This window comes from Streptomyces sp. NPDC127092, from assembly GCF_042722475.1.
GTDB lineage: Bacteria > Actinomycetota > Actinomycetes > Streptomycetales > Streptomycetaceae > Streptomyces.
In genome coordinates this window covers 90,079-107,620 of the sequence record NZ_JBHXFE010000026.1, presented here as the reverse complement: position 1 = coordinate 107,620, position 17,542 = coordinate 90,079, and the positions used below count along the sequence as shown (strand labels likewise).

Sequence of the window (17,542 nt, the reverse complement as noted above, 5' to 3'; positions counted from 1 at the left end):
CGCCTGCCGGCCTTGTAGGTTCTTGAGGGGCCCGGAACCGTCTCGCACGACGGTTCCGGGCCTCACTCGTTCTCGTAGCGCGGAAGGCCTTCGGTCGAGATGGTCCATCCGGCGACGGTGACGTCCTCGCCGTAGACGAAGTCCTTCCGCGTGGCGTAGCGCGGTCCCTCCGGTGTGGGGTGGATGTCCGTCATGACGGCCCCGGTTCCGGTACGGGGGTCGAAGACGGCGTAGACGGGGACGCCGATCAGGGCGTAGTCGCGCATCTTGCCGCGCCAGTCGTTGTCGGGATTGGAGCGCGACACGACTTCGACGGCGGCGACGAGGGTCCGGGGGTCGAAGGAGCCGTCGACGTCCATGTCGGCTTCGGCGATCACCATGAGGTCGGGGCGGCGCATGATGCCTTCGGGCTCGTCTTCCACGTCGGGCTCTCCCGTGTGGGCGACGATCTCCTCCGGCATCACCTTCTCGAGGCGCTTCCGGAGGCGCAGTGCGGTCAGTTCGTGACGACCGCTGGGCGCCATCATGTCGAGGACGATCCCTTCCTTGGTGATCTCGAATTTCCCCGGCAGGGTGTCGTCCGTGGAGTGAACGAAGTCCCTCATGGTCCGGTAGAGGAGAGAAGCGCCCTGCCGTGCGTCGTTCGAGGCGATGGTCATGGCGCTCGCTCCTCGTCTGTGCCCAGGGGCAAGGATCGTCACGTTCATGGTAGGCGGCAGCCCCCGCAGCGGCCCGGTTCCGGCCCTCGGTACGCCAGGTCGCAGACGTCGCAGTTCTGGAGCGGGTGCTGTCGGGGCGCCCGGAACGGGGGCGGCGCCGGGAGCAGGGCGGTGAGCCGGTGGGCCAGGAGGGCGGCGGGGCGGTACAGGGGCTCGGGCAGATCGGTGGTGAGCGCATGCCGTACGGCCTCGGGCGAGACCTCCCGCTCCAGCCAGGCGGCGACACCCGGGGCGAGGTGCTCGGTGTCGGCGGCGGAGAGGAGCAGCCGGGGATCTCGGATTCGGAGCCCGGCGAGGACCTCGACGGCGGTCAGTAGCAGCTCAGGGGCGGGATACGCGGGCTGCGGCACGGGGGGGCATGGCGCGGCGACGGGGCGGCTCGGACCGGGGCGCAGGCCGGGGCTTCGGCGCAGGCTTCGGCGCCGGCCGTGCGGAGCCGGTACGGGTACTGGTGCCGCTGCGTCCCGGCTGGTTGCAGAACACCGTCCGTGTCACGATCCGCCCGTTCAGCAGGCGTACGCGCTCACGCCGCAGGTAGCCATGGGCCTCCAGCTCGCGCATGGCGGCGGCGGTCCGTGTGGTGCCCTCGCGCATCTTCCGGGCCATGGTCTTGATGTCGACGGGCGAGCCGCCGGGCACCGACTGGATGTACGCGCCGATTGCGCGGGCCAGCCCCGACAGCTCCTCGTGCTGGAGGAGGTCGTTGCCGACGATGGTGAAGCGCTCGGTGTGACGGGTGTTCTCGTGAATGACACCGCCACTCGTACCCCGGTGAGAGTGGTTCTTCCCGCCGTTACGGGACGAGGCGTGCGGGCGCACGCTAGTGTTCTGGCTATCCATCGGGAAGTGATGCCTTCCTTGATGGTCAGGCCCTCGCAACGGGATTGCCGTCCCGGCGGGGGCCGACGCATGTCTACGGTTGTCTCGGTCGAGCTGAGCGTAGATCAAGCAACCGGCCTCGACGCCACCCCAGTTGGCATATTTCACCTGCATGGGTGACGCTGCCGCTACGGGAGGGGAAGGGCGGGTTTGGCGGGGTCATTTCCCCTCTGGTACTTGGCACTTGGGACCGCCCGAAGCACCGGAACCCGGCTTATCGAGCTCCGGTGAACCGACGAGTTCCAGCTCCGCCCAGACCGTCCACAGCCATTCGGCGGCGAGCAGCCGGGGAAGCCCGGCCCCGCGCGGAGTTGGCGACCGCCGGACACGGAAATCCCACGTCCGCGACTCCAAGTGCACCGACGGCCCCCGGCTGGCGCTCGCGCCGGCCGCGTGGGCGGACTTCGTCGCGTACACCTCGGGTCAGTTCTCTCCTTTGTTGTGCCTGGTGATGAGGTCTTGAAGCGTCTGAATGATCGCGTCCAGATCTCCCAAGGCTCTGATGCAGAAGTCCTGGTCCCGCATCGCCAGATTGACGCGCTCGTCAAAGGCGGCGGGCGTACCGTCGGTTTCGTTGTCCTCAAGGAGGACTGATGGGGCCAATAGCCAGTTCCGGCGCGTGGTGTCGAGGCTCCATTCCACAGCGGTAGGAGTCGCACGTACGGCCTGCTCGATGAGCTGGAGGTATTCGATGCGAGGTGCATCGAATCGCCAACCAACGTACGGCACTTGGTAGTAGTCGTACAGCGGATGTCGTCCTGCGCTGAGTCTGAACCACCTCAAGGGCCCCAGTCGGCTGAGCGTTTCGCCGACCAAACGGCCGCGTGCGGACATGGATGAAACACCCCTCCTCGTTACCAGAGCGGACCCGAGGATCCAGTTGCCGTTGCAGTCGTCGATCTGGACGAGGGCGGCCTCGTCGCGGTCGCTGCCCCCGTGCCCGTCCCCGCCGCCGTCCCCGTGGCCGACGGTGGCGAAGTGCCGTACAAGGCCCGTCTCCGGGTCGGTCACCGTGTACGTGCCGTCCGAGGCGTCCCGGTCCAGCGCACAGCGACGGGTGCCGTGGGTCGGCAGTACGGGGACACCGGGTGCCGGATGCGGAAAGGCGAGGATGCTGCCGTCGTCACTGACCAGGAGGACGCCCTCGGCGTCGATCTCCAGCCGCTGGTCCACCGTCGACGACCACCCCGGACCGAACCAGCGGCTGTCGGTCTGAGGCAGCAGCATGCGGCCCGTCGCCATGTCGATCGGGTCGCCTTCGCAGACCGTCTCTTTGCACCGCTGGCTGTTGCTCTCCCGTCCGCACTGCCCGCATCCAGTGCCACTCCGCCCGGACCCGGCAGCATCGGCACCATCACGTCCAGCAGCCGCGCGCCCAGAACCGTCCGGTACGTCCACTCCCGGCCCGCCTCGCCCCGCGCCGCCGCGAACCGCGCCAGCGCCTCCTCGTCCGAGAACGCGCAGATCCACCGCACACCGTTGAAGTCCGCGGTCCACAGACTCTCGTTCTCGTCGAACGGCACCAGCACAGCCGTACGCCGGAATTCACCAAGCAAACGCGCAAACTCGCGTCGCGCGGCGACGAGTTCATCCTTTGGGTCGTCCGCCGGCTGAGCCTTCGGCGCGGCGGTCGCCGGTACGGACCCCTCCGCTTCCAGTGCTAACTCCGTCAGCCGTGAAACCCGTTGAGGCTTCGCTATGCCATCCCCGTTGTCAATCACGCGCCCATGCTGTCACGTGATCATTTCCACGAGCAACGGTAAATATGGTCGATTGCCGTGCGTCCCCTGGCCCGTGGGCCTCAGCCGACCCATTCCTTCAGCGGCGCGGTGTCCAGTTCCATGCCCACGGGCTCCGGCAGGGTCACGGTCTTGCCGAAGGTGACCGTCACGACCATGTCGTAGCGTCCCTCTCCCGGCTGGGAGTGGACCAGCACCTCGCCGGTCGCGCGGTCGATCAGGAGGTACACGGGGATGCCGGTCTCGGCGTAGGCGCGGGGCTTCTCGACGCGGTCGCGACGGTCGGTGTCCGAGTCGCGCGGGGTGACCTCGACGGCCATGAGGACACCGTCGGCGGACGCCCACTCGCCCTGGCCTGCGAAGGTGCCGCTGGGCGCGAGGCAGCCGTCCGGGCGGGCGTTGCCCTTGCGGTAGGTCTCGACCCGCAGCCCTTGGTCCGGGTACAGCCACCATTCCGTGTTCGTCTGGATGCAGAGGCGGGTCAGCCATTCGATGATCCGCCCGTGGTCGCCGTCCGGCAAAGCCTTCTCCCCGATCTTCCCGTCGATGAACTCCAGGCGCAGGGCGTCGCTCAGCCGGTCGCCGACCCTGGCGAGCTCCTCGAAGAGCTCCTGGGTCATCGCACGGGTCCGCTGCTCGACTGCCTCCACGGCGGCCTCCTCCGGGATCGGTGGTGCCTTCCACGGTACGTGTTCGTCCCGTCGCGCGGACGGATTCGTCGCTGTCGCCATGACCAGACGTTGGCAATGCCTGATGGCTATGTCGGCGCGTGTCGAAGGCTTCACCCTGGCGGGTGACGCCGGTGTCTCGTACCTCGAAGGCGGCCCGTCCCATATATCAGGGGCGACGGCCTGAGAGCGGCTCGCTGCGGCGACGTTCTTCTGCGAGTCACGTCGTCGGATCGTGTTGTGCCTGGCGGAACCGGCGTAGTGCCGATGTGTAGTCCTTCGCTGCCGGGTCGCCTGCGGGCAGGGTCTCCACGTGCTCGTCCGCGAAGCTCTGCGCGGCGGTCAGTACCGCGCGGGCGAGGTCTTCGGTGCTGCAGCGGCCCACCGGGATGCCGTTCGCCCGCACCCGGACGTGCCCGTCGCGGCGGCGGTGGAAGTCCAGGCGGTACGACGAGCCGATGGGCGTGTAGGTGAGCGTCCGCCTCTTTCCTGAGAGCAGGGGCTCCAGTTGGTCCAGGAGCAGCGGCACCGACAGGTGGATCATCATTCCCTGGTCGGGCACGTGCCCGGTCGAGGCCGCCGTGCCGCCTTCGCCCTCGCAGACCAAGTCGCCCAGGTCGAAGCCGCTGGGTTCGCCCTGGCCGGGGCGGACCGTGAAGGTCAGCTTGATCATCGGCTGTTCGTCCTCCCGGCCGGGGAGAGGTCCGCGGCCGCCATGAGCGAGCGGACGGCTGTCGTGAGGTCCGATGCGGGGAGCAGCGCGTCGTCGCGGTCCTCCAGGGCCATGAAGACCGCGTCGAAGAGTTCGGCGAGGCGGCCCCGGACGCGTTCTCCGGCGGCGTCGGCCGAGCGGCGGGCGCTGTGCCAGGCCATGGCGAAGGAATCGGCGGAGGGGCCGTCGACGGCGTCGCCGGAGACGAAGGCCTGGAGCAGGGAGAGCCGGTGGGCCGTCACGCTGCCCGGCGGGACCTCGGAGGGGTCGGTCCAGGCTCGGTGAGTGGCGGGATGGGCGGCTGCCACGGCGAGGAGGGCGGGTTGCCGGTCGGCGAGTACGCGGGCGTGACGGGCGAAGCGCGTACGGGCCTCCTCGACGCCTTCGGCGAGCGCCGCCGACAGGAAGCGGGGCGTGCCGGAGATCAGGGCGTGGCCGGGCTCGGGGTAGTGGACCGTGCCCGTGTCGTCCGGGGTGGCCAGGACGCACGGCGGGCGGAGAGCGGTCAGGTCGGTGGTGAGGGGGAGGGGGACGGGCGGGGCGTCGGGCCTCTCGTACAGGAGGTGGGGCGCGCCGACCGCCCGGCAGCCGGCCACGATGCGTCCGGCCAGTGCCGGGTTGACGGTCGGCCCCACCGGGAGCGGCGCCGACGGGAGGCGGGCGGCCGTCAGGTGTTCCTCGTGGTCGAGGATCAGGACCGCCGGGCCCGCCGGGGTGGTGTGGAGAACGATCAGGTCGTCCTGGGACGGGTACCAGAGGTCGCCGATCGCCGCGATCAGCCGTCCGGCCGGCAGTTTCGCCGCTGTTCCGTCGGCCGGCCAGGCCGCCGTTACCTCGGCTCGCGGGTCCGTTAAGCGGGCCGTCAGGCACGTACGGAGTTCGTCCTCGGTCAGGGCGGAGATGTCGGCGTACACGCCGGTCGTGGGGGTGGTGGGGGCGGTGTCGCCGCGTGCGGAGGCCGCCGTCGCCCGTACGGCCGTGGCCGCGCGGAGTGCTTCCGTGAGGAGGGTCGGTGAGGGTGTCGGCGTTGCTCCGAGGGCCTTCAGCGTGGCCGTCAGGCGAAGGGGCATCGGGGGCTCCTCTCTCTTCCGGTACGGCGACGGCCGCCGCCCCGGGTGGGGCGGCGGCCGTCGAGGTGGGCGTCGTCGGACGTCAGTCCTTCTTCGGGTCCTCCAGGCGCGGGAACAGGACCGCGCCCTTCGTCACCGTCGCGCCGGCCGGGAGCTGGCCCCACGTCGCGGCGTCCTGGACCGGCTGGGCGGACAGGGCGCCCAGGGAGGCCTCGGCGCCGAGGGAGTCCCACAGGGCCTGCGAGGTCTCCGGCATGATCGGGTTGAGCAGGACGGCGACGGCGCGGAGCGACTCCGCGGCCGTGTAGAGGATGGTCGCCAGGCGGGCCCGGCCCTCCGCCGAGTCGTCCTTGGCCACCTTCCACGGCTCCTGCTCCGTGATGTAGCCGTTGACCTGCTTCACGAAGTCGAAGATCGCCAGGATGCCGGCCTGGAAGTCCAGCTCCTCGCCGATCTTCGCGTCGGCCGTCGCGACGGCCTTCGCCAGGCCCTCGTGCAGCGCCTTCTCCGCGTCGCCGTCCGCCGTCGCGGCCGGCAGTTCGCCGCCGAAGTACTTGCCGACCATCGCGGCCACGCGCGAGGCCAGGTTGCCGTAGTCGTTGGCCAGCTCGGACGTGTAGCGGGCGGAGAAGTCCTCCCACGAGAACGAGCCGTCCTGACCGAAGGCGATCGCCCGCAGGAAGTACCAGCGGTACGCGTCCACGCCGAAGTGCGAGGTCAGGTCCTGCGGCTTGATGCCGGTCAGGTTCGACTTCGACATCTTCTCGCCGCCGACCATCAGCCAGCCGTTCGCCGCGACCCGGCCCGGGACCGGCAGGCCCTGCGCCATCAGCATGGCCGGCCAGATGATCGCGTGGAAGCGGAGGATGTCCTTGCCGATGAGGTGGACGTTCGCCGGGAAGGTCTCGTCGAACTTCGCCGGGTTCTCGTTGTAGCCGACGGCCGTCGCGTAGTTCAGGAGCGCGTCGATCCACACGTAGATCACGTGCTTGTCGTCCCACGGCACCGGGACGCCCCAGTCGAACGTCGAGCGCGAGATCGACAGGTCCTCGAGGCCCTGCTTGACGAAGTTCAGCACCTCGTTGCGGGCCGACTCCGGCTGGATGAAGCCCGGGTTCGCCTCGTAGAACTCGATGAGCTTCGGGCCGTACTCGCTCAGCTTGAAGAAGTAGTTCTCCTCCTTGAGGATCTCCACCGGCTTCTTGTGGACGGCGCACAGCTTCGTGCCGTCCTCCGCCTCGATGAGGTCGCCGGGGAGCTTGTACTCCTCGCAGCCCACGCAGTACGGGCCCTCGTACCCGCCCTTGTAGATCTCGCCCTTGTCGTACAGGTCCTGCACGAACTCCTGCACGCGGTCGGTGTGACGCTTCTGCGTGGTGCGGATGAAGTCGTCGTTCGCGATGTTCAGGTGCTCCCAGAGGGGCTTCCAGGCCTCCTCGACGAGCTTGTCGCACCACTCCTGCGGGCTGACGCCGTTCGCCTCCGCGGTGCGCATGATCTTCTGACCGTGCTCGTCCGTGCCGGTGAGGTACCACACCTTCTCACCGCGCTGGCGGTGCCAGCGGGTGAGCACGTCGCCTGCGACGGTCGTGTAGGCGTGGCCCAGGTGAGGAGCGTCGTTGACGTAGTAGATGGGGGTCGTGACGTAGTACGCCTTCGAGCCCTGCTTCTCGGATCCAGTGGCCGCCATGGTGCGAATTTTAACGGCCGGGGCGAGCGGTCCTCACACGGATAAACCTGGGGCGGGACCCGGGGGCCCGGCGCGCGGACCGCTCGGGCCCGGCGCGCGGTCCGCCCGGGCCCCGCCCGGTCCGGTCCGGCCCTGCCCGGTCCGCCCGGTCCGCCCGGGCCCTGCCCGGTCCGCCCGGGTGGTGGGTCGGTCGGGTGGTGGGTCGGTCGGGTGGTGGGTCGGTCGGGCGGTGGGTCGGTCGGGCGGTGGGTCGGCCGGGCGGTGGGTCGGTCGGCTCAGACCGTCCAGTCCGCGAGCAGCTCGCGGTAGAAGGTCGCGTGCGGGGTCTCCACCGGGGCCGGGCCCGCGAAGTGGACGGCCGTACGAGGGGTGGCCAGCTTACGGAGGTAGTCGAAGGCCTTCGTCTCCTCCTCGCCCCACACCGTGAACCGCCAGTGCGTCGCGTACGGGCGGTCCGCCGCCTCCGTCAGCGCCTGCGTGGCGGTCGTCTTCGACTCGGGCGCGCCGTCCGTCTGGAACACGACCAGGGCCGGGCGGGCCGGGTCCGCCGACTTCTCGTGGAGGGCGAGGACCTCCTCGACCGCGCGGTCGTAGTTGGTGCGGCCCATCCGGCCGAGGGTCGCGTTGATCTCCTCGACGCGGGTCGGGGTGAGGTCGGCGGGGGTGAGGACGGCGGTGCCGTCGATCTCCGTGGAGAAGAAGACGGCGGTCACGGCGGCGTCCTCGGAGAGGTGCGCGGCGAGTGCCACCGTCTGCTCGGCGAGCCGCTGGACCGAGCCGTCCTTGAAGTACGGCCGCATCGACCCGGACCGGTCCACGACCAGGTAGACGGCGGCGCGGGCGCCGGTCAGCCCCTGCTTCTTGAGGACGGCGCCGGCCGCCTTGTAGGCGTCGGCGAGGTGCGGGGCGGCGGCCTTGACCTTGGCGAGGGAGAGGGCCGGGGTGGGGGAGGGGGCGGTCGTGGAGGGTTCCTCCGCGGCCTCCGGCTTCGCCGGGGTGGGCTCCGCGCTCGCGGCGACGGGCTCGGCCGCCGGGGTCTCGGTTACGGCCTCGGGCTCTGCCTCCGGCTGTACGGGAGCCTCGTCCGCCTCGGCAGCGGGGGCCGCCTCCGGCTCGGCCTCGGAGGCCTCCGGCTCGGCCGCGGTCACGGCGTCGGCCGCCGGGGCCTCGGCTACCGGCTCCGTCGGCGTCGGCTCCGCGTCCGCGGCGGCGGCCTCCACGGCGACGGCGTCTGCGGCGGCCTCGGGCTCGGCCTCATCCGCTACGGCGGCCTCGGCCTCGGGCTCGGCGGTGGCCGGGGCGGCCTCGTCCGCGACGGCAGCCTCGGGCTCGGCCTCATCGGCGACGGCGGGCTCGGCCTCGGCTACGGGCTCGGCCTCATCGGCGACGGCGGGCTCGGCCTCGGCTACGGGGGCCGCCTCCTCGGCGGCGGCGGGCTCGGCCTCGGCTACGGGGGCCGCCTCCTCGGCAGCGGCCTCGGACTCCGCCTCGGCGGCAGCGGCCGGAGCCTCGGTCTCCGGCTCCGCCGGGACTTCCTGCTCGCTCGCCGCCGCAGCGGCCGGCGCCTCCGCCTCCGGCTCGGTTTCCGCCGTCGCGGTCGGCTCCTCCGAGGCAGTGGCCTCGGCGGCCTCCGGCTCCTCGGGCTCCACGGCAGGGCTCTCCGTGGCGGGGTTCTCCACGTCGTCCGTGGCTTCGGCACTGCCGGCAGGCTCCGCCGTGGCGCTCTGCTGCGGCTCCTCAGAGGAGCCCTCGACCGCGGCCTCGGCCTCCGCCTCAACCGCCACCGAGTCCGCCGTCGCCTGCGCCTCGCGCTCGCCCTCAGCCGCAACCGCGTCCGCCGGCTCCGCCGCGTCCGTCTCCGTCTTCGCCCGCGGCGTCTCCGCGTCCCCCGCCCGCCGTGCCGGCGGGATCTGCGGGTTGTCGAACGCGGCCGCCACCAGGTCCGCCGCCGCGCGCTCGGCCGCCGACGGCCTTCCGCCGCCGGCAGCCCCGGCACCGGCCTCTGCCGAAGCCGTGTCCGCGCCGGCGCCGGCGCCCGCGCCCGTACCCGCGCCGTCAGCCCTGCCCCCGGCCTTCGCCTCGGCCTTCGCGTCGGCCTTCGCGTCCGCCGTCACCTCGGCGTCCGCCGTCACCTCGGCCTCCGCCTTCGCCGCCGCGTCCACCTCCCCGTCGCGAGACGTGCCCTGGGGCGGGACGGAGGTTGCCGGGACCTCGAGTTCCGCGGTGTTCGCGCGGTCGCGGCCGAATACCTTGCGCAGCAAGCTCCGAATACCCATGGGGTAACCCCTTCGCATGAGTTGGGTGCGGTATGCGTCCTTCATCCCTGGCCAGGGCGGACACGTAAGGTTAGCGGCCGGGCTCCCCGCGCCCTACGACCCGGGCGCCCCCGGTCGCCACGCATTCATCGTGCGTTCATTCTCCCGCCTCCGACGTGCAGACGTGCGCACATAACGTCGCCGCGGACCCGCGCTCAAACCTGGAGGACGACGTGCGCAAACTGCTGCCGATGCTGAGCAACCACTCACACGGAGGCGGCCGTTCCGCCCTGACGTGCCGTTTCCGCTGTGGCGACGCCTGCTTCCAGGAGGTGCCCAACACCAGTGACAACGAGTACGTCGGTGACGTCATAGCCGGCGCGCTCTCGCGCCGCTCCGTCATGCGTGCCGCCGCCGTCGTGACCGTGGCCTCCGCCGCCGGTTCCGCGCTCGCCCTCGGCAACGCGCCCGCCGCCGAGGCCCAGACCGGACTCGCCGGACACAACGGGAACACCGTGCCCGGCAAGGCCGACGGCGCCCGCGGCCTGCGCTTCGCGCCCGTCGCGCCCAACACCGCCGACCAGGTCACCGTCCCCGCCGGCTACTCCCAGAACGTGGTCATCCGCTGGGGCGAGCCCATCCTGCGCGGCGCGCCGGCCTTCGACTCGGAGAAGCAGACCGCCGCCGCCCAGGCCGGGCAGTTCGGCTACAACAACGACTTCCTCTCCCTCCTCCCGCTGCGCGGCGAGCACCACCGCCAAGTCCTCGTGGCCAACCACGAGTACACCGACGAGGTCCTGATGTTCCGGGGCTACGACCCCGAGAACCCGACCCGCGAGCAGGTCGAGATCGCCTGGGCCGCGCACGGCCTGTCCGTCGTCGTGGTCCAGGAGGAGCACCGCACGGGCAAGCTCACCCCGGTCACCCGCCACCACCTCAACCGGCGGCTCCACACCACCAGCGAGTTCGAGCTCACCGGTCCCGCCGCGGGCAGCGCGCTCGTGAAGACCTCCGCCGACCCGGCCGGCCGTACCGTCCTCGGCACGCTCAACAACTGCGCCGGCGGCACCACCCCGTGGGGCACCACCCTCCACGGCGAGGAGAACTTCAACCAGTACTTCGCCAACGGTTCGAGCGCCACGGACAAGCGGTACGGCATGGTCGCCGGCGCCTCCGAGCGCAAGTGGGAGCGCTTCGACAAGCGCTTCGACCTCGCGCAGGAGCCCAACGAGGCCCACCGCTTCGGCTGGGTCGTCGAGCTCGACCCGTACGACCCGGAGTCCACCCCCCGCAAGCGCACCGCGCTCGGCCGCTTCAAGCACGAGGCCGCGCAGCCCCGCCTCACCGCCGACGGCCGTCCCGTCGTCTACATGGGCGACGACGAGCGCTTCGACTACTTCTACAAGTTCGTGTCGAGCAAGCGGATGATGAAGGGCGGCTCCCGCAAGGCGCGCGAGCACAACCTCACCCTGCTCGACGAGGGCACCCTCTACGTCGCCAAGCTCACCGGCGACTCCCCGGCCGCGGAGATCGACGGCACCGGCAAGCACCCGAGCGACGGCGAGTTCGACGGCACCGGCGTGTGGATCCCGCTCGCCACGGCCGGCCCCGACGGCGCCGTCTCGCACGTGCCCGGCATGACCGCCGAGGAGGTGTTCGTCTTCACCCGCATCGCCGGTGACAAGGTCGGCGCCACCAAGATGGACCGCCCCGAGGACGTCGAGCCCTCCCCGCGCACCGGCCGGGTGTACGTCGCCCTCACCAACAACAAGGACCGCGGCAAGGCCGGCAAGGCCCCCGCCGACGAGGCCAACCCGCGCAACGCCAACAAGCACGGCCAGATCCTGGAGCTCGCCGAGAACTGGGACGACCCGGCCGGCGACGGCTTCGCCTGGCGGCTCTTCCTCGTCGCGGGCGACCCGAACGACCCCGCCACCTACTTCGCGGGCTTCCCCAAGGACAAGGTCAGCCCGATCTCCTGCCCCGACAACGTGGCCTTCGACCCGCACGGCAACCTGTGGATCTCCACCGACGGCAACCAGCTCGGCTCGCACGACGGCCTCTTCGGCGTCGCGACGCGCGGCGAGCGGCGCGGTGAGCTGAAGCAGTTCCTGACCGTCCCGGCGGGTGCCGAGACCTGTGGCCCGATCATCCAGGACCGCCGCGTCCTCGTCGCCGTGCAGCACCCGGGCGAGGTCGACGGGGCCTCCGTGGAGAAGCCGGCCTCCGTCTGGCCCGACGGCCCCGGCAAGATCGTCCGCCCGGCGGTCGTCGCCGTGTGGCGCGCCGACGGCCGCGACATCGGCGTCTGACGCACGCCCCGGCGTCGGGGGCGGGCGTCAGCCCGTCCCCGGCCCCGATCCCGTCCTCGGACCCGTCCTCGGACCCGACCCCGTCGACGTTCCCGTCCCCGTCCCCGTGCCCGTCCCGAGGCCCAGCCCCTCCCTGAACCGGACGAACTGTTCCTCGGGCTCGCCCGTGTACACCCACGGCACCCACGCCGCCCGCGGCCCCAGCATCCCGAGGAGTTCCCGGGCCAGTTCCGCCTCGCCCGCGTAGCAGGCGGCATGGGCGAGGTAGTTGAGCTCGGCAACCTCCTCCGGGCGGACCGGTGCCCCCGGCTCGCGGCCGCCGATCCAGCGGGCGTGCGTACGGCGCAGCTCGGTCACCGCGAGCTCGTGCTTCCAGTGCTGGTCGAAGCCGCGCACCGGCCCCCGCCCGAGTGCCCCGTCCACGACGTAGCGGTACTCCTCGACCCGGGCGATCTGCACCAGGACCGGCAGCGGCGAACCGGGCGGCGCGACGCCCGCCGCGTCCCGCGCGAAGTCGTACATCGCGCCGTGCGTGCCGTGCCAGCGGGCCGACCAGTAGCGGAGCACCTGGGTGTGGCCCTCGGTGTTGTACGGGTCGCGGCGCCGCAGCTCGTCGAACCAGTGGCGCAGTTGGCGGCGCGGCACGCCGCCCTCGTACAGCCGGGCGACGGACAGCAGCGACACCCACGGCATCGGGTCGGCCGGTGCCGCGTCGGCCGCCGCCAGGCACGCGTCGACGGAGGCGTCGACGCGGCCCCGGTCGACCGTGCTGCCCCGGCCGGCGGCGATGGCCGTGTCGAAGACCCGTACCACCTCCGTCGCCGCCCGCAGCACCGCCGCGTCCGGGTTGTGCGGCTCGGCCGCCCGCCAGGCCTCCACCGTCGAGCTGCCCGCGGCGGCGTGCGAGAGCAGCCGCAGCCGGTGGGTGCGGCGCGACCAGTCCTCGCCGGTGGCCTGCAGCAGATCCCGTACGCCCTGCCAGCGGCCGATCACCATGTCGTGACGGGCCTCGGTGAGCGCCCGGTCGCCGAAGTCCGGGTCGAAGTCCGGGGTGAACCGGCCCTGTCGGGCCGAGCGGCGGCGCAGCGCGGCCATCCTGGTACCTCCCTCGCAGGCAGTGGCGGCCGTCGGCGGCGATGGCCGACGGTGTCAGGACTCGGACGTGAGGACGGGAAAGTCGGACTCATGGGCCCGGACTCGGGACAGGGAATCGTTCTTGCGGTCCGGTCTTGCGGTCCGGTCTTCCGGTTCGGTCTTGCGGTTCGGTCTTGCGGTCCGGTCTTGCGGTCCGGTGCTCCGGACCGGTGATCCGGACCCGGAGGCCGGGGAATCGGGTGGTCAGAAGTCCGTCGCCAGCGATTCGTCCGCCCGTCGCGCCCGTGGTGAGTCCGGCGAGGCGAACGGCTCGGCCGCGGCGAGCGCGCGGGCGGCGTCCAGGCGCGCCGGGCGGTAGTAGGCGCTGCCCTTCTTCCAGTACACGAGCATCGGTACGACTCCGGCGGCGAGCCCGCCGAGGCCGATCGCGAGCGAGGCGGTGGAGAGTTCGCCGAGCGACTCGACGAACGCCCACAGCATGAACGCCGAGCCGAGCAGCGGCCAGGCCCCGCCCAGCACGAACTCCTTCACCGAGGTCAGCAGCAGGCCCTTGTACGCGACGACGGCGGCGATGCCCGCGAGGGCGTAGTAGAAGGCGATCTGCAGGCCGATCGCGCTCACCGCGTCGCCGAGGACCTGGCCGATCGAACCGGCGGCGGCCGCGGCGGCGAACATCACGAGCGCGGCGCCGCCGACGACGGCCACCGCCACCCACGGCGTGTTCCAGCGGCGGTGGACGGTGCCGAGCACGGCGGGCAGGGTGCGGTCGCGGCCCATCGCGAACAGCGAGCGGGTGACCTGGATGAGGGTGGTCTCCAGGGTGGCGACGGTCGACAGGAGCACCGCGAGGACCAGCAGCTTGCCGCCGACGCCCGGCCAGATCTCCTGCCCGAGGACGGCGAGCACGTTCGCGCCGCCGCGCTCGATCTGCTCGGCGCTCAGCAGCACGTTGACGGCGACGGTGAACGCCTCGAAGAGCAGGAACACCACGCCCATGCCGACGAGGGCGGCGACCCCGGCGGTGCGGCGGCTGTCGCGGGTCTCCTCGCTGAGGTTGCTGGTGACGTCCCAGCCCCAGTAGTAGAACGCGGCGATCAGCGCGCCCGACGCGAAGCCGGAGGCCCCGCCGAAGTGACCGAGGCCGAACCAGGACCAGTCGAAGGCGGTGGCGTGCCCGCGGTGGATGACCGCGCCGAGGACGAACAGCAGCAGGATCAGCAGCTCGACGCCCGACATGAGGAGTTGGGCGCGCACGGTGAGCCGCGCGCCGCCGAGGACGACGAGCAGCATCATCAGGAACCAGCCGGCGCCGACCACCAGGGCCAGGGTGGTGTGCTCGGCGAGGTCCGGGTCGATGAGGGAGAGCGTGAGGGAACCGGCGGGCAGCGATCCGGCCACCATGAAGACGGTCGCCGCGAAGACCAGGGCCCAGCCGGAGAGGAAGCCGAGGAAGGGGTGGAGGGTGCGGCCCACCCACGAGTACCCAGCGCCCGCGTTGACGTCGATCCGGCCGAGGCGCGCGTAGGCGAGGACGATGCCGAGCATGGGTATCGCGCAGTAGAGCAGCGACGCGGGTCCGGCGAGGCCGACCGCGCCGAAGAGCACGGCGGTGGTGGCGGCGAGCGAGTACGCGGGCGCGCTGCCGGCCACGGCCATCACGATCGTGTCGAAGGTGCCGAGGGCGTTGGGCTGGAGGCCCCGGCCGGGGCCTCGGTCCGGGACGCGGCGGCCGGAGGTGCCGGGTGCTCTGCCGGAAGTGGTGCGCATGGCGGTGTCCTCGGGGGCGCGGGGGGAGGAGGAACGCAGGACGGAGGGGGGAGGTACGCAGGACGACGTGACCGGGCCACCAGGTCGCTCGGGGACGGAACGCGACGTGGATCACGGTGAATTCGAGCGCATCGTAGTCGTACGCGTGGGATCCGGTAACGGCGGTGGGAGGGTTCGATTCCGCAACCGCCGGTAAGGGCTCCCGTACGCCCCTTTGGCCGGGTTTACGGCGCGCTGAGGCCGTCCCGGGATGGGGCTGGGGAGGTCGGGGAGCCGGTGTGGGGAGATGAAGTCCCGGTGTCCGGGCTCGGGGTGGCGATGGCGCGGGCCGCCCGTACCTCCTGGCGGAGCGGCGCGAGCACGCCGTCCTCGTCCCCGCCGAGCTCGGCGCGCACCTCCACCAGGACCTCGCTGGAGCGCAGGCCCTCCGCCAGTTCCCGCAACTGCCGTTCCACGACGGCCACCTCGGCCGGGTGCGGGGCGGGTGCGCCGTGGTCGACGCGGATCCGGGCGGCGGTCGTGGCGTCGACGATCCGCTCCACGGCGATGGCCAGCGGCCACCACGCGGCGGCCAGGTCCCCGGCGGGCGGCGGCTCGGTCAGCGCGCGCTGGAACTCGGACCGTACGGTCGACATGTCGCGGTACAGCTTGCGCCGGGCCCGGTGCCGTGCGCCCTGGTCGCCGCCGCCATCACCCCCGGGTCCGCCATCGCCCCCGGCGCCGGATCCGGTCCCGAAGGCCAGTGCCACGTACGCGGCGGTGTCGGCGACCGCGTCGGCGAGCCGGTCCGCGACCCGGGTGTGCCAGGACTCCGGCCACAGCAGATAGCCGGCGACCAGCGCGATGGCGCAGCCGATGAGCGAGTCGTAGAGCCGCGGCAGCACCAGGTGGAAGCCCTGCTGGTTGAGCAGGTCCGACAGGAGCAGGATGACGGGGGTGATGGCGGCGGTCTGGAAGGCGTAACCCTTCGCGGAGAAGGCGGGGATGAGCGCGGCGAGCACCAGCATCACCGGCACGTCCCACCAGCCGCGCGGCAGCGCGGCCAGGATCGGCGCGGCGACGAGCAGCCCGGCGGCGGTGCCGAAGGCGCGCAGCACGGCCCGCGAGAACACCGAGCCGAAGTCCGGCTTCATCACGAACGTGACGGTGAGCGCGACCCAGTACGAGCGGGGCACGGCGATCAGCGAGACGAAGGCCTGCGCGAGGCCGATGCACAGCGCGAGCCGCAGGCCGTAGCGCCAGGACGCCCCGGACAGCAGCACGCCGCGCGTGGCGCGGCGCACCCGCACCCGCAGGGCGGCGGGCAGTCCGAGCCGGTCGTCGACGTTGTACGGGCGCGGCTCGGCCTTGTGGACGACGGTCGCCGCGTACCGCACCGCCGCGTCCACGGCCTTCTCGGACGGGCGGCGCGCCTCGGGCAGGTGCGGCTCGGGCGTGCCGGTGCGGCCGGCTTCGACGGCGTCGGCGAGCTCCCGCACGGCGGCCGCGATCTCCGGGGGCAGCGGCCGGTGGAAGCGGCGGGCCGCGAGGTGGGCGGCGGGCGCGGCCTCCACGGCCGGGATGACCGCGTTGAGCTGCGAGAGCAGCCGCACCAGGGTCGGTGCCCGGCCGTGCCGGCGGGCGCGGCGGCCGAGGACCAGGTCGTAGGACTGGTTGAGCGAGGCGGTGACGGCCTGCCGTTTCTCGTCGTACGCGTCGGTGCCGGCGGCGTCGAAGAGTTCGGCGACGGCCCGGTAGGTCCCGGCGACCGCGGTCCGTTCCGGCGCGCCGCCGCGCAGCGGCCAGCCGAGCAGGGTGAGGACCAGCACGACGACCCCGCCGAGGGCGAGCAGCAGCGGCGCCTTCCACCAGGGGTCCGGCATCGGCAGGCCGGCGCCGACGACGGCGTTGAGGAGCAGCAGCAGTCCGGAGACGGAGGCGACGGCGCCGATCGAGGAGATCATCCCGGAGACCAGCGCGATCAGGGTGAGCACGGCGACGGCGAGCCAGCCCTGGTCGAAGACGAGCGCGCCGAGGGTGACGCCGAGCGCGCCGAAGAGCTGCGGGACGGCGATGTTGAAGACCCGCATCCGGTAGGCGTCGGCGGTGTCGCCGATGACTCCGGAGAGGGCGCCCATCGACACGAGCGCCCCGTACGTGGTCTGCCCGGTGGCGAAACCGACGGCGAGCGGCGCGGCGAGCGCGATCGACGCCCGGGCGACGGCGGGCCAGGGCACCGGGGTCGGCTGCGGCTTCAGCCCGGCGGTGAGCCAGGCGGGCGGCGCGAGGCGCGCGCGGGGAGCGCGGAACGCGCGGGTGCGGGGCGGCAGTGCGGGTTTCGCCATGCGTCAAACGTACGGCGGGTGGTGCGGGGCCCGGGGCATCCGGCCGGCGGGCGGCCCGTCAGCTGCGGTAGCCCTCGACCTCGGCCGCCGGGCGGACGGCCGCGGTGTCCGGGTCCTCGCCGAACTCGGCCTTGGCGCGACGCTGTCGCAGCAGGTCCCAGCACTGGTCGAGCCGGACCTCCAGCTCGGCGAGCCGGGCGCGTTCCTCGTCGTGGAGGCCCCCGGTGCGCTGCCGCAGGCTGCGCTCCTCCTCGACGAGGGCACCGATGTTCTCGAGGATCTCGTCGTTCTCCATGCCTTCCAGCGTGGCCG

General features: G+C 72.4%; 13 protein-coding genes and 2 pseudogenes. 2 read left to right on the top strand and 13 right to left on the bottom strand.

The window, feature by feature from the left end; translation table 11 throughout:
- Positions 1–62: 62 nt before the first annotated feature.
- Entirely contained in the window at positions 63–659 is a 597-nt protein-coding gene (locus tag ACFWJO_RS22225) for a Uma2 family endonuclease (RefSeq protein WP_386867581.1), read from the bottom strand.
- A gap of 44 nt (positions 660–703) precedes the next feature.
- Positions 704–1,559 (bottom strand): annotated as a pseudogene (locus ACFWJO_RS22220) (helix-turn-helix domain-containing protein).
- Positions 1,560–1,710: 151 nt separating this feature from the next.
- Between ACFWJO_RS22220 and ACFWJO_RS22215 the strand changes: the two are divergent.
- Positions 1,711–2,061, top strand: a complete 351-nt coding sequence (locus tag ACFWJO_RS22215; RefSeq protein WP_386867580.1) for a DUF397 domain-containing protein — start codon at positions 1,711–1,713, stop codon at positions 2,059–2,061.
- On the opposite strand, the gene ACFWJO_RS22210 is transcribed toward ACFWJO_RS22215, so the two are convergent.
- The 7 genes and pseudogenes from ACFWJO_RS22210 to ACFWJO_RS22180 all read right to left on the bottom strand — a co-directional run bounded on the left by ACFWJO_RS22210 (position 2,022) and on the right by ACFWJO_RS22180 (position 9,753).
- The gene (locus ACFWJO_RS22210; protein ID WP_386867579.1) at positions 2,022–2,840 is read right to left on the bottom strand and encodes a DUF6531 domain-containing protein; all 819 of its coding nucleotides are present in this window, start codon (positions 2,838–2,840) and stop codon (positions 2,022–2,024) included. The two genes, ACFWJO_RS22215 and ACFWJO_RS22210, sit on opposite strands and share 40 nt — an antisense overlap.
- A gap of 53 nt (positions 2,841–2,893) precedes the next feature.
- Positions 2,894–3,319 (bottom strand): annotated as a pseudogene (locus tag ACFWJO_RS22205) (SseB family protein); the annotation flags it as partial.
- Between the two features lie 80 nt (positions 3,320–3,399).
- The gene (locus ACFWJO_RS22200) at positions 3,400–3,957 is read right to left on the bottom strand and encodes a Uma2 family endonuclease (protein ID WP_386867615.1); all 558 of its coding nucleotides are present in this window, start codon (positions 3,955–3,957) and stop codon (positions 3,400–3,402) included.
- 268 nt (positions 3,958–4,225) lie between these two features.
- Positions 4,226–4,678, bottom strand: a complete 453-nt coding sequence (locus ACFWJO_RS22195) for a hypothetical protein (protein ID WP_386867577.1) — start codon at positions 4,676–4,678, stop codon at positions 4,226–4,228.
- Positions 4,675–5,787: a hypothetical protein gene (locus tag ACFWJO_RS22190; protein ID WP_386867575.1), complete on the bottom strand. Its 1,113-nt coding sequence runs from the start codon at positions 5,785–5,787 to the stop codon at positions 4,675–4,677. The genes ACFWJO_RS22195 and ACFWJO_RS22190 overlap by 4 nt, the downstream gene beginning before the upstream one ends.
- 82 nt (positions 5,788–5,869) lie before the next feature.
- Positions 5,870–7,477, bottom strand: a complete 1,608-nt coding sequence (gene metG, locus ACFWJO_RS22185) for a methionine--tRNA ligase (protein ID WP_386867573.1) — start codon at positions 7,475–7,477, stop codon at positions 5,870–5,872.
- Between the two features lie 275 nt (positions 7,478–7,752).
- Positions 7,753–9,753 carry a VWA domain-containing protein gene (locus tag ACFWJO_RS22180; RefSeq protein WP_386867571.1) on the bottom strand — a complete coding sequence of 667 codons (2,001 nt, stop codon included), beginning with the start codon at positions 9,751–9,753 and terminating at the stop codon, positions 7,753–7,755.
- 212 nt (positions 9,754–9,965) lie between these two features.
- Here ACFWJO_RS22180 and ACFWJO_RS22175 point away from each other — a divergent pair, with 212 nt between their 5' ends.
- Positions 9,966–12,044, top strand: a complete 2,079-nt coding sequence (locus tag ACFWJO_RS22175) for a PhoX family protein (protein WP_386867569.1) — start codon at positions 9,966–9,968, stop codon at positions 12,042–12,044.
- A 27-nt stretch (positions 12,045–12,071) separates the two neighbouring features.
- Here the strand turns inward: ACFWJO_RS22175 and ACFWJO_RS22170 are convergent, their stop codons facing one another.
- The 4 genes from ACFWJO_RS22170 to ACFWJO_RS22155 form a co-directional block, all read right to left on the bottom strand.
- Positions 12,072–13,139, bottom strand: coding sequence for a hypothetical protein (locus ACFWJO_RS22170; RefSeq protein WP_386867567.1), 1,068 nt, complete (start codon positions 13,137–13,139; stop codon positions 12,072–12,074).
- A gap of 243 nt (positions 13,140–13,382) precedes the next feature.
- Positions 13,383–14,906: an APC family permease gene (locus ACFWJO_RS22165; protein WP_386867565.1), complete on the bottom strand. Its 1,524-nt coding sequence runs from the start codon at positions 14,904–14,906 to the stop codon at positions 13,383–13,385.
- A gap of 224 nt (positions 14,907–15,130) precedes the next feature.
- Positions 15,131–17,230: an FUSC family protein gene (locus ACFWJO_RS22160; protein WP_386867563.1), complete on the bottom strand. Its 2,100-nt coding sequence runs from the start codon at positions 17,228–17,230 to the stop codon at positions 15,131–15,133.
- Positions 17,231–17,288: 58 nt separating this feature from the next.
- Positions 17,289–17,525 (bottom strand): DUF2630 family protein, encoded by a 237-nt coding sequence (locus ACFWJO_RS22155; RefSeq protein ID WP_386867561.1) that lies wholly within the window; start codon positions 17,523–17,525, stop codon positions 17,289–17,291.
- Between the last annotated feature and the right edge of the window lie 17 nt (positions 17,526–17,542).

Excerpts from the sequence above, each read along its gene's own strand:
- ACFWJO_RS22215 (WP_386867580.1), top strand. The coding sequence starts at position 1,711 with ATGGGTGACGCTGCCGCTACGGGAGGGGAAGGGCGGGTTTGGCGGGGT.
- ACFWJO_RS22195 (WP_386867577.1), bottom strand. The coding sequence starts at position 4,678 with ATGATCAAGCTGACCTTCACGGTCCGCCCCGGCCAGGGCGAACCCAGC.
- ACFWJO_RS22170 (WP_386867567.1), bottom strand. The coding sequence starts at position 13,139 with ATGGCCGCGCTGCGCCGCCGCTCGGCCCGACAGGGCCGGTTCACCCCG.
- ACFWJO_RS22190 (WP_386867575.1), bottom strand. The coding sequence starts at position 5,787 with ATGCCCCTTCGCCTGACGGCCACGCTGAAGGCCCTCGGAGCAACGCCG.
- ACFWJO_RS22200 (WP_386867615.1), bottom strand. The coding sequence starts at position 3,957 with ATGACCCAGGAGCTCTTCGAGGAGCTCGCCAGGGTCGGCGACCGGCTG.
- ACFWJO_RS22155 (WP_386867561.1), bottom strand. The coding sequence starts at position 17,525 with ATGGAGAACGACGAGATCCTCGAGAACATCGGTGCCCTCGTCGAGGAG.
- ACFWJO_RS22180 (WP_386867571.1), bottom strand. The coding sequence starts at position 9,753 with ATGGGTATTCGGAGCTTGCTGCGCAAGGTATTCGGCCGCGACCGCGCG.
- metG (WP_386867573.1), bottom strand. The coding sequence starts at position 7,477 with ATGGCGGCCACTGGATCCGAGAAGCAGGGCTCGAAGGCGTACTACGTC.
- ACFWJO_RS22225 (WP_386867581.1), bottom strand. The coding sequence starts at position 659 with ATGACCATCGCCTCGAACGACGCACGGCAGGGCGCTTCTCTCCTCTAC.
- ACFWJO_RS22160 (WP_386867563.1), bottom strand. The coding sequence starts at position 17,230 with ATGGCGAAACCCGCACTGCCGCCCCGCACCCGCGCGTTCCGCGCTCCC.
- ACFWJO_RS22165 (WP_386867565.1), bottom strand. The coding sequence starts at position 14,906 with ATGCGCACCACTTCCGGCAGAGCACCCGGCACCTCCGGCCGCCGCGTC.
- ACFWJO_RS22210 (WP_386867579.1), bottom strand. The coding sequence starts at position 2,840 with ATGGCGACGGGCCGCATGCTGCTGCCTCAGACCGACAGCCGCTGGTTC.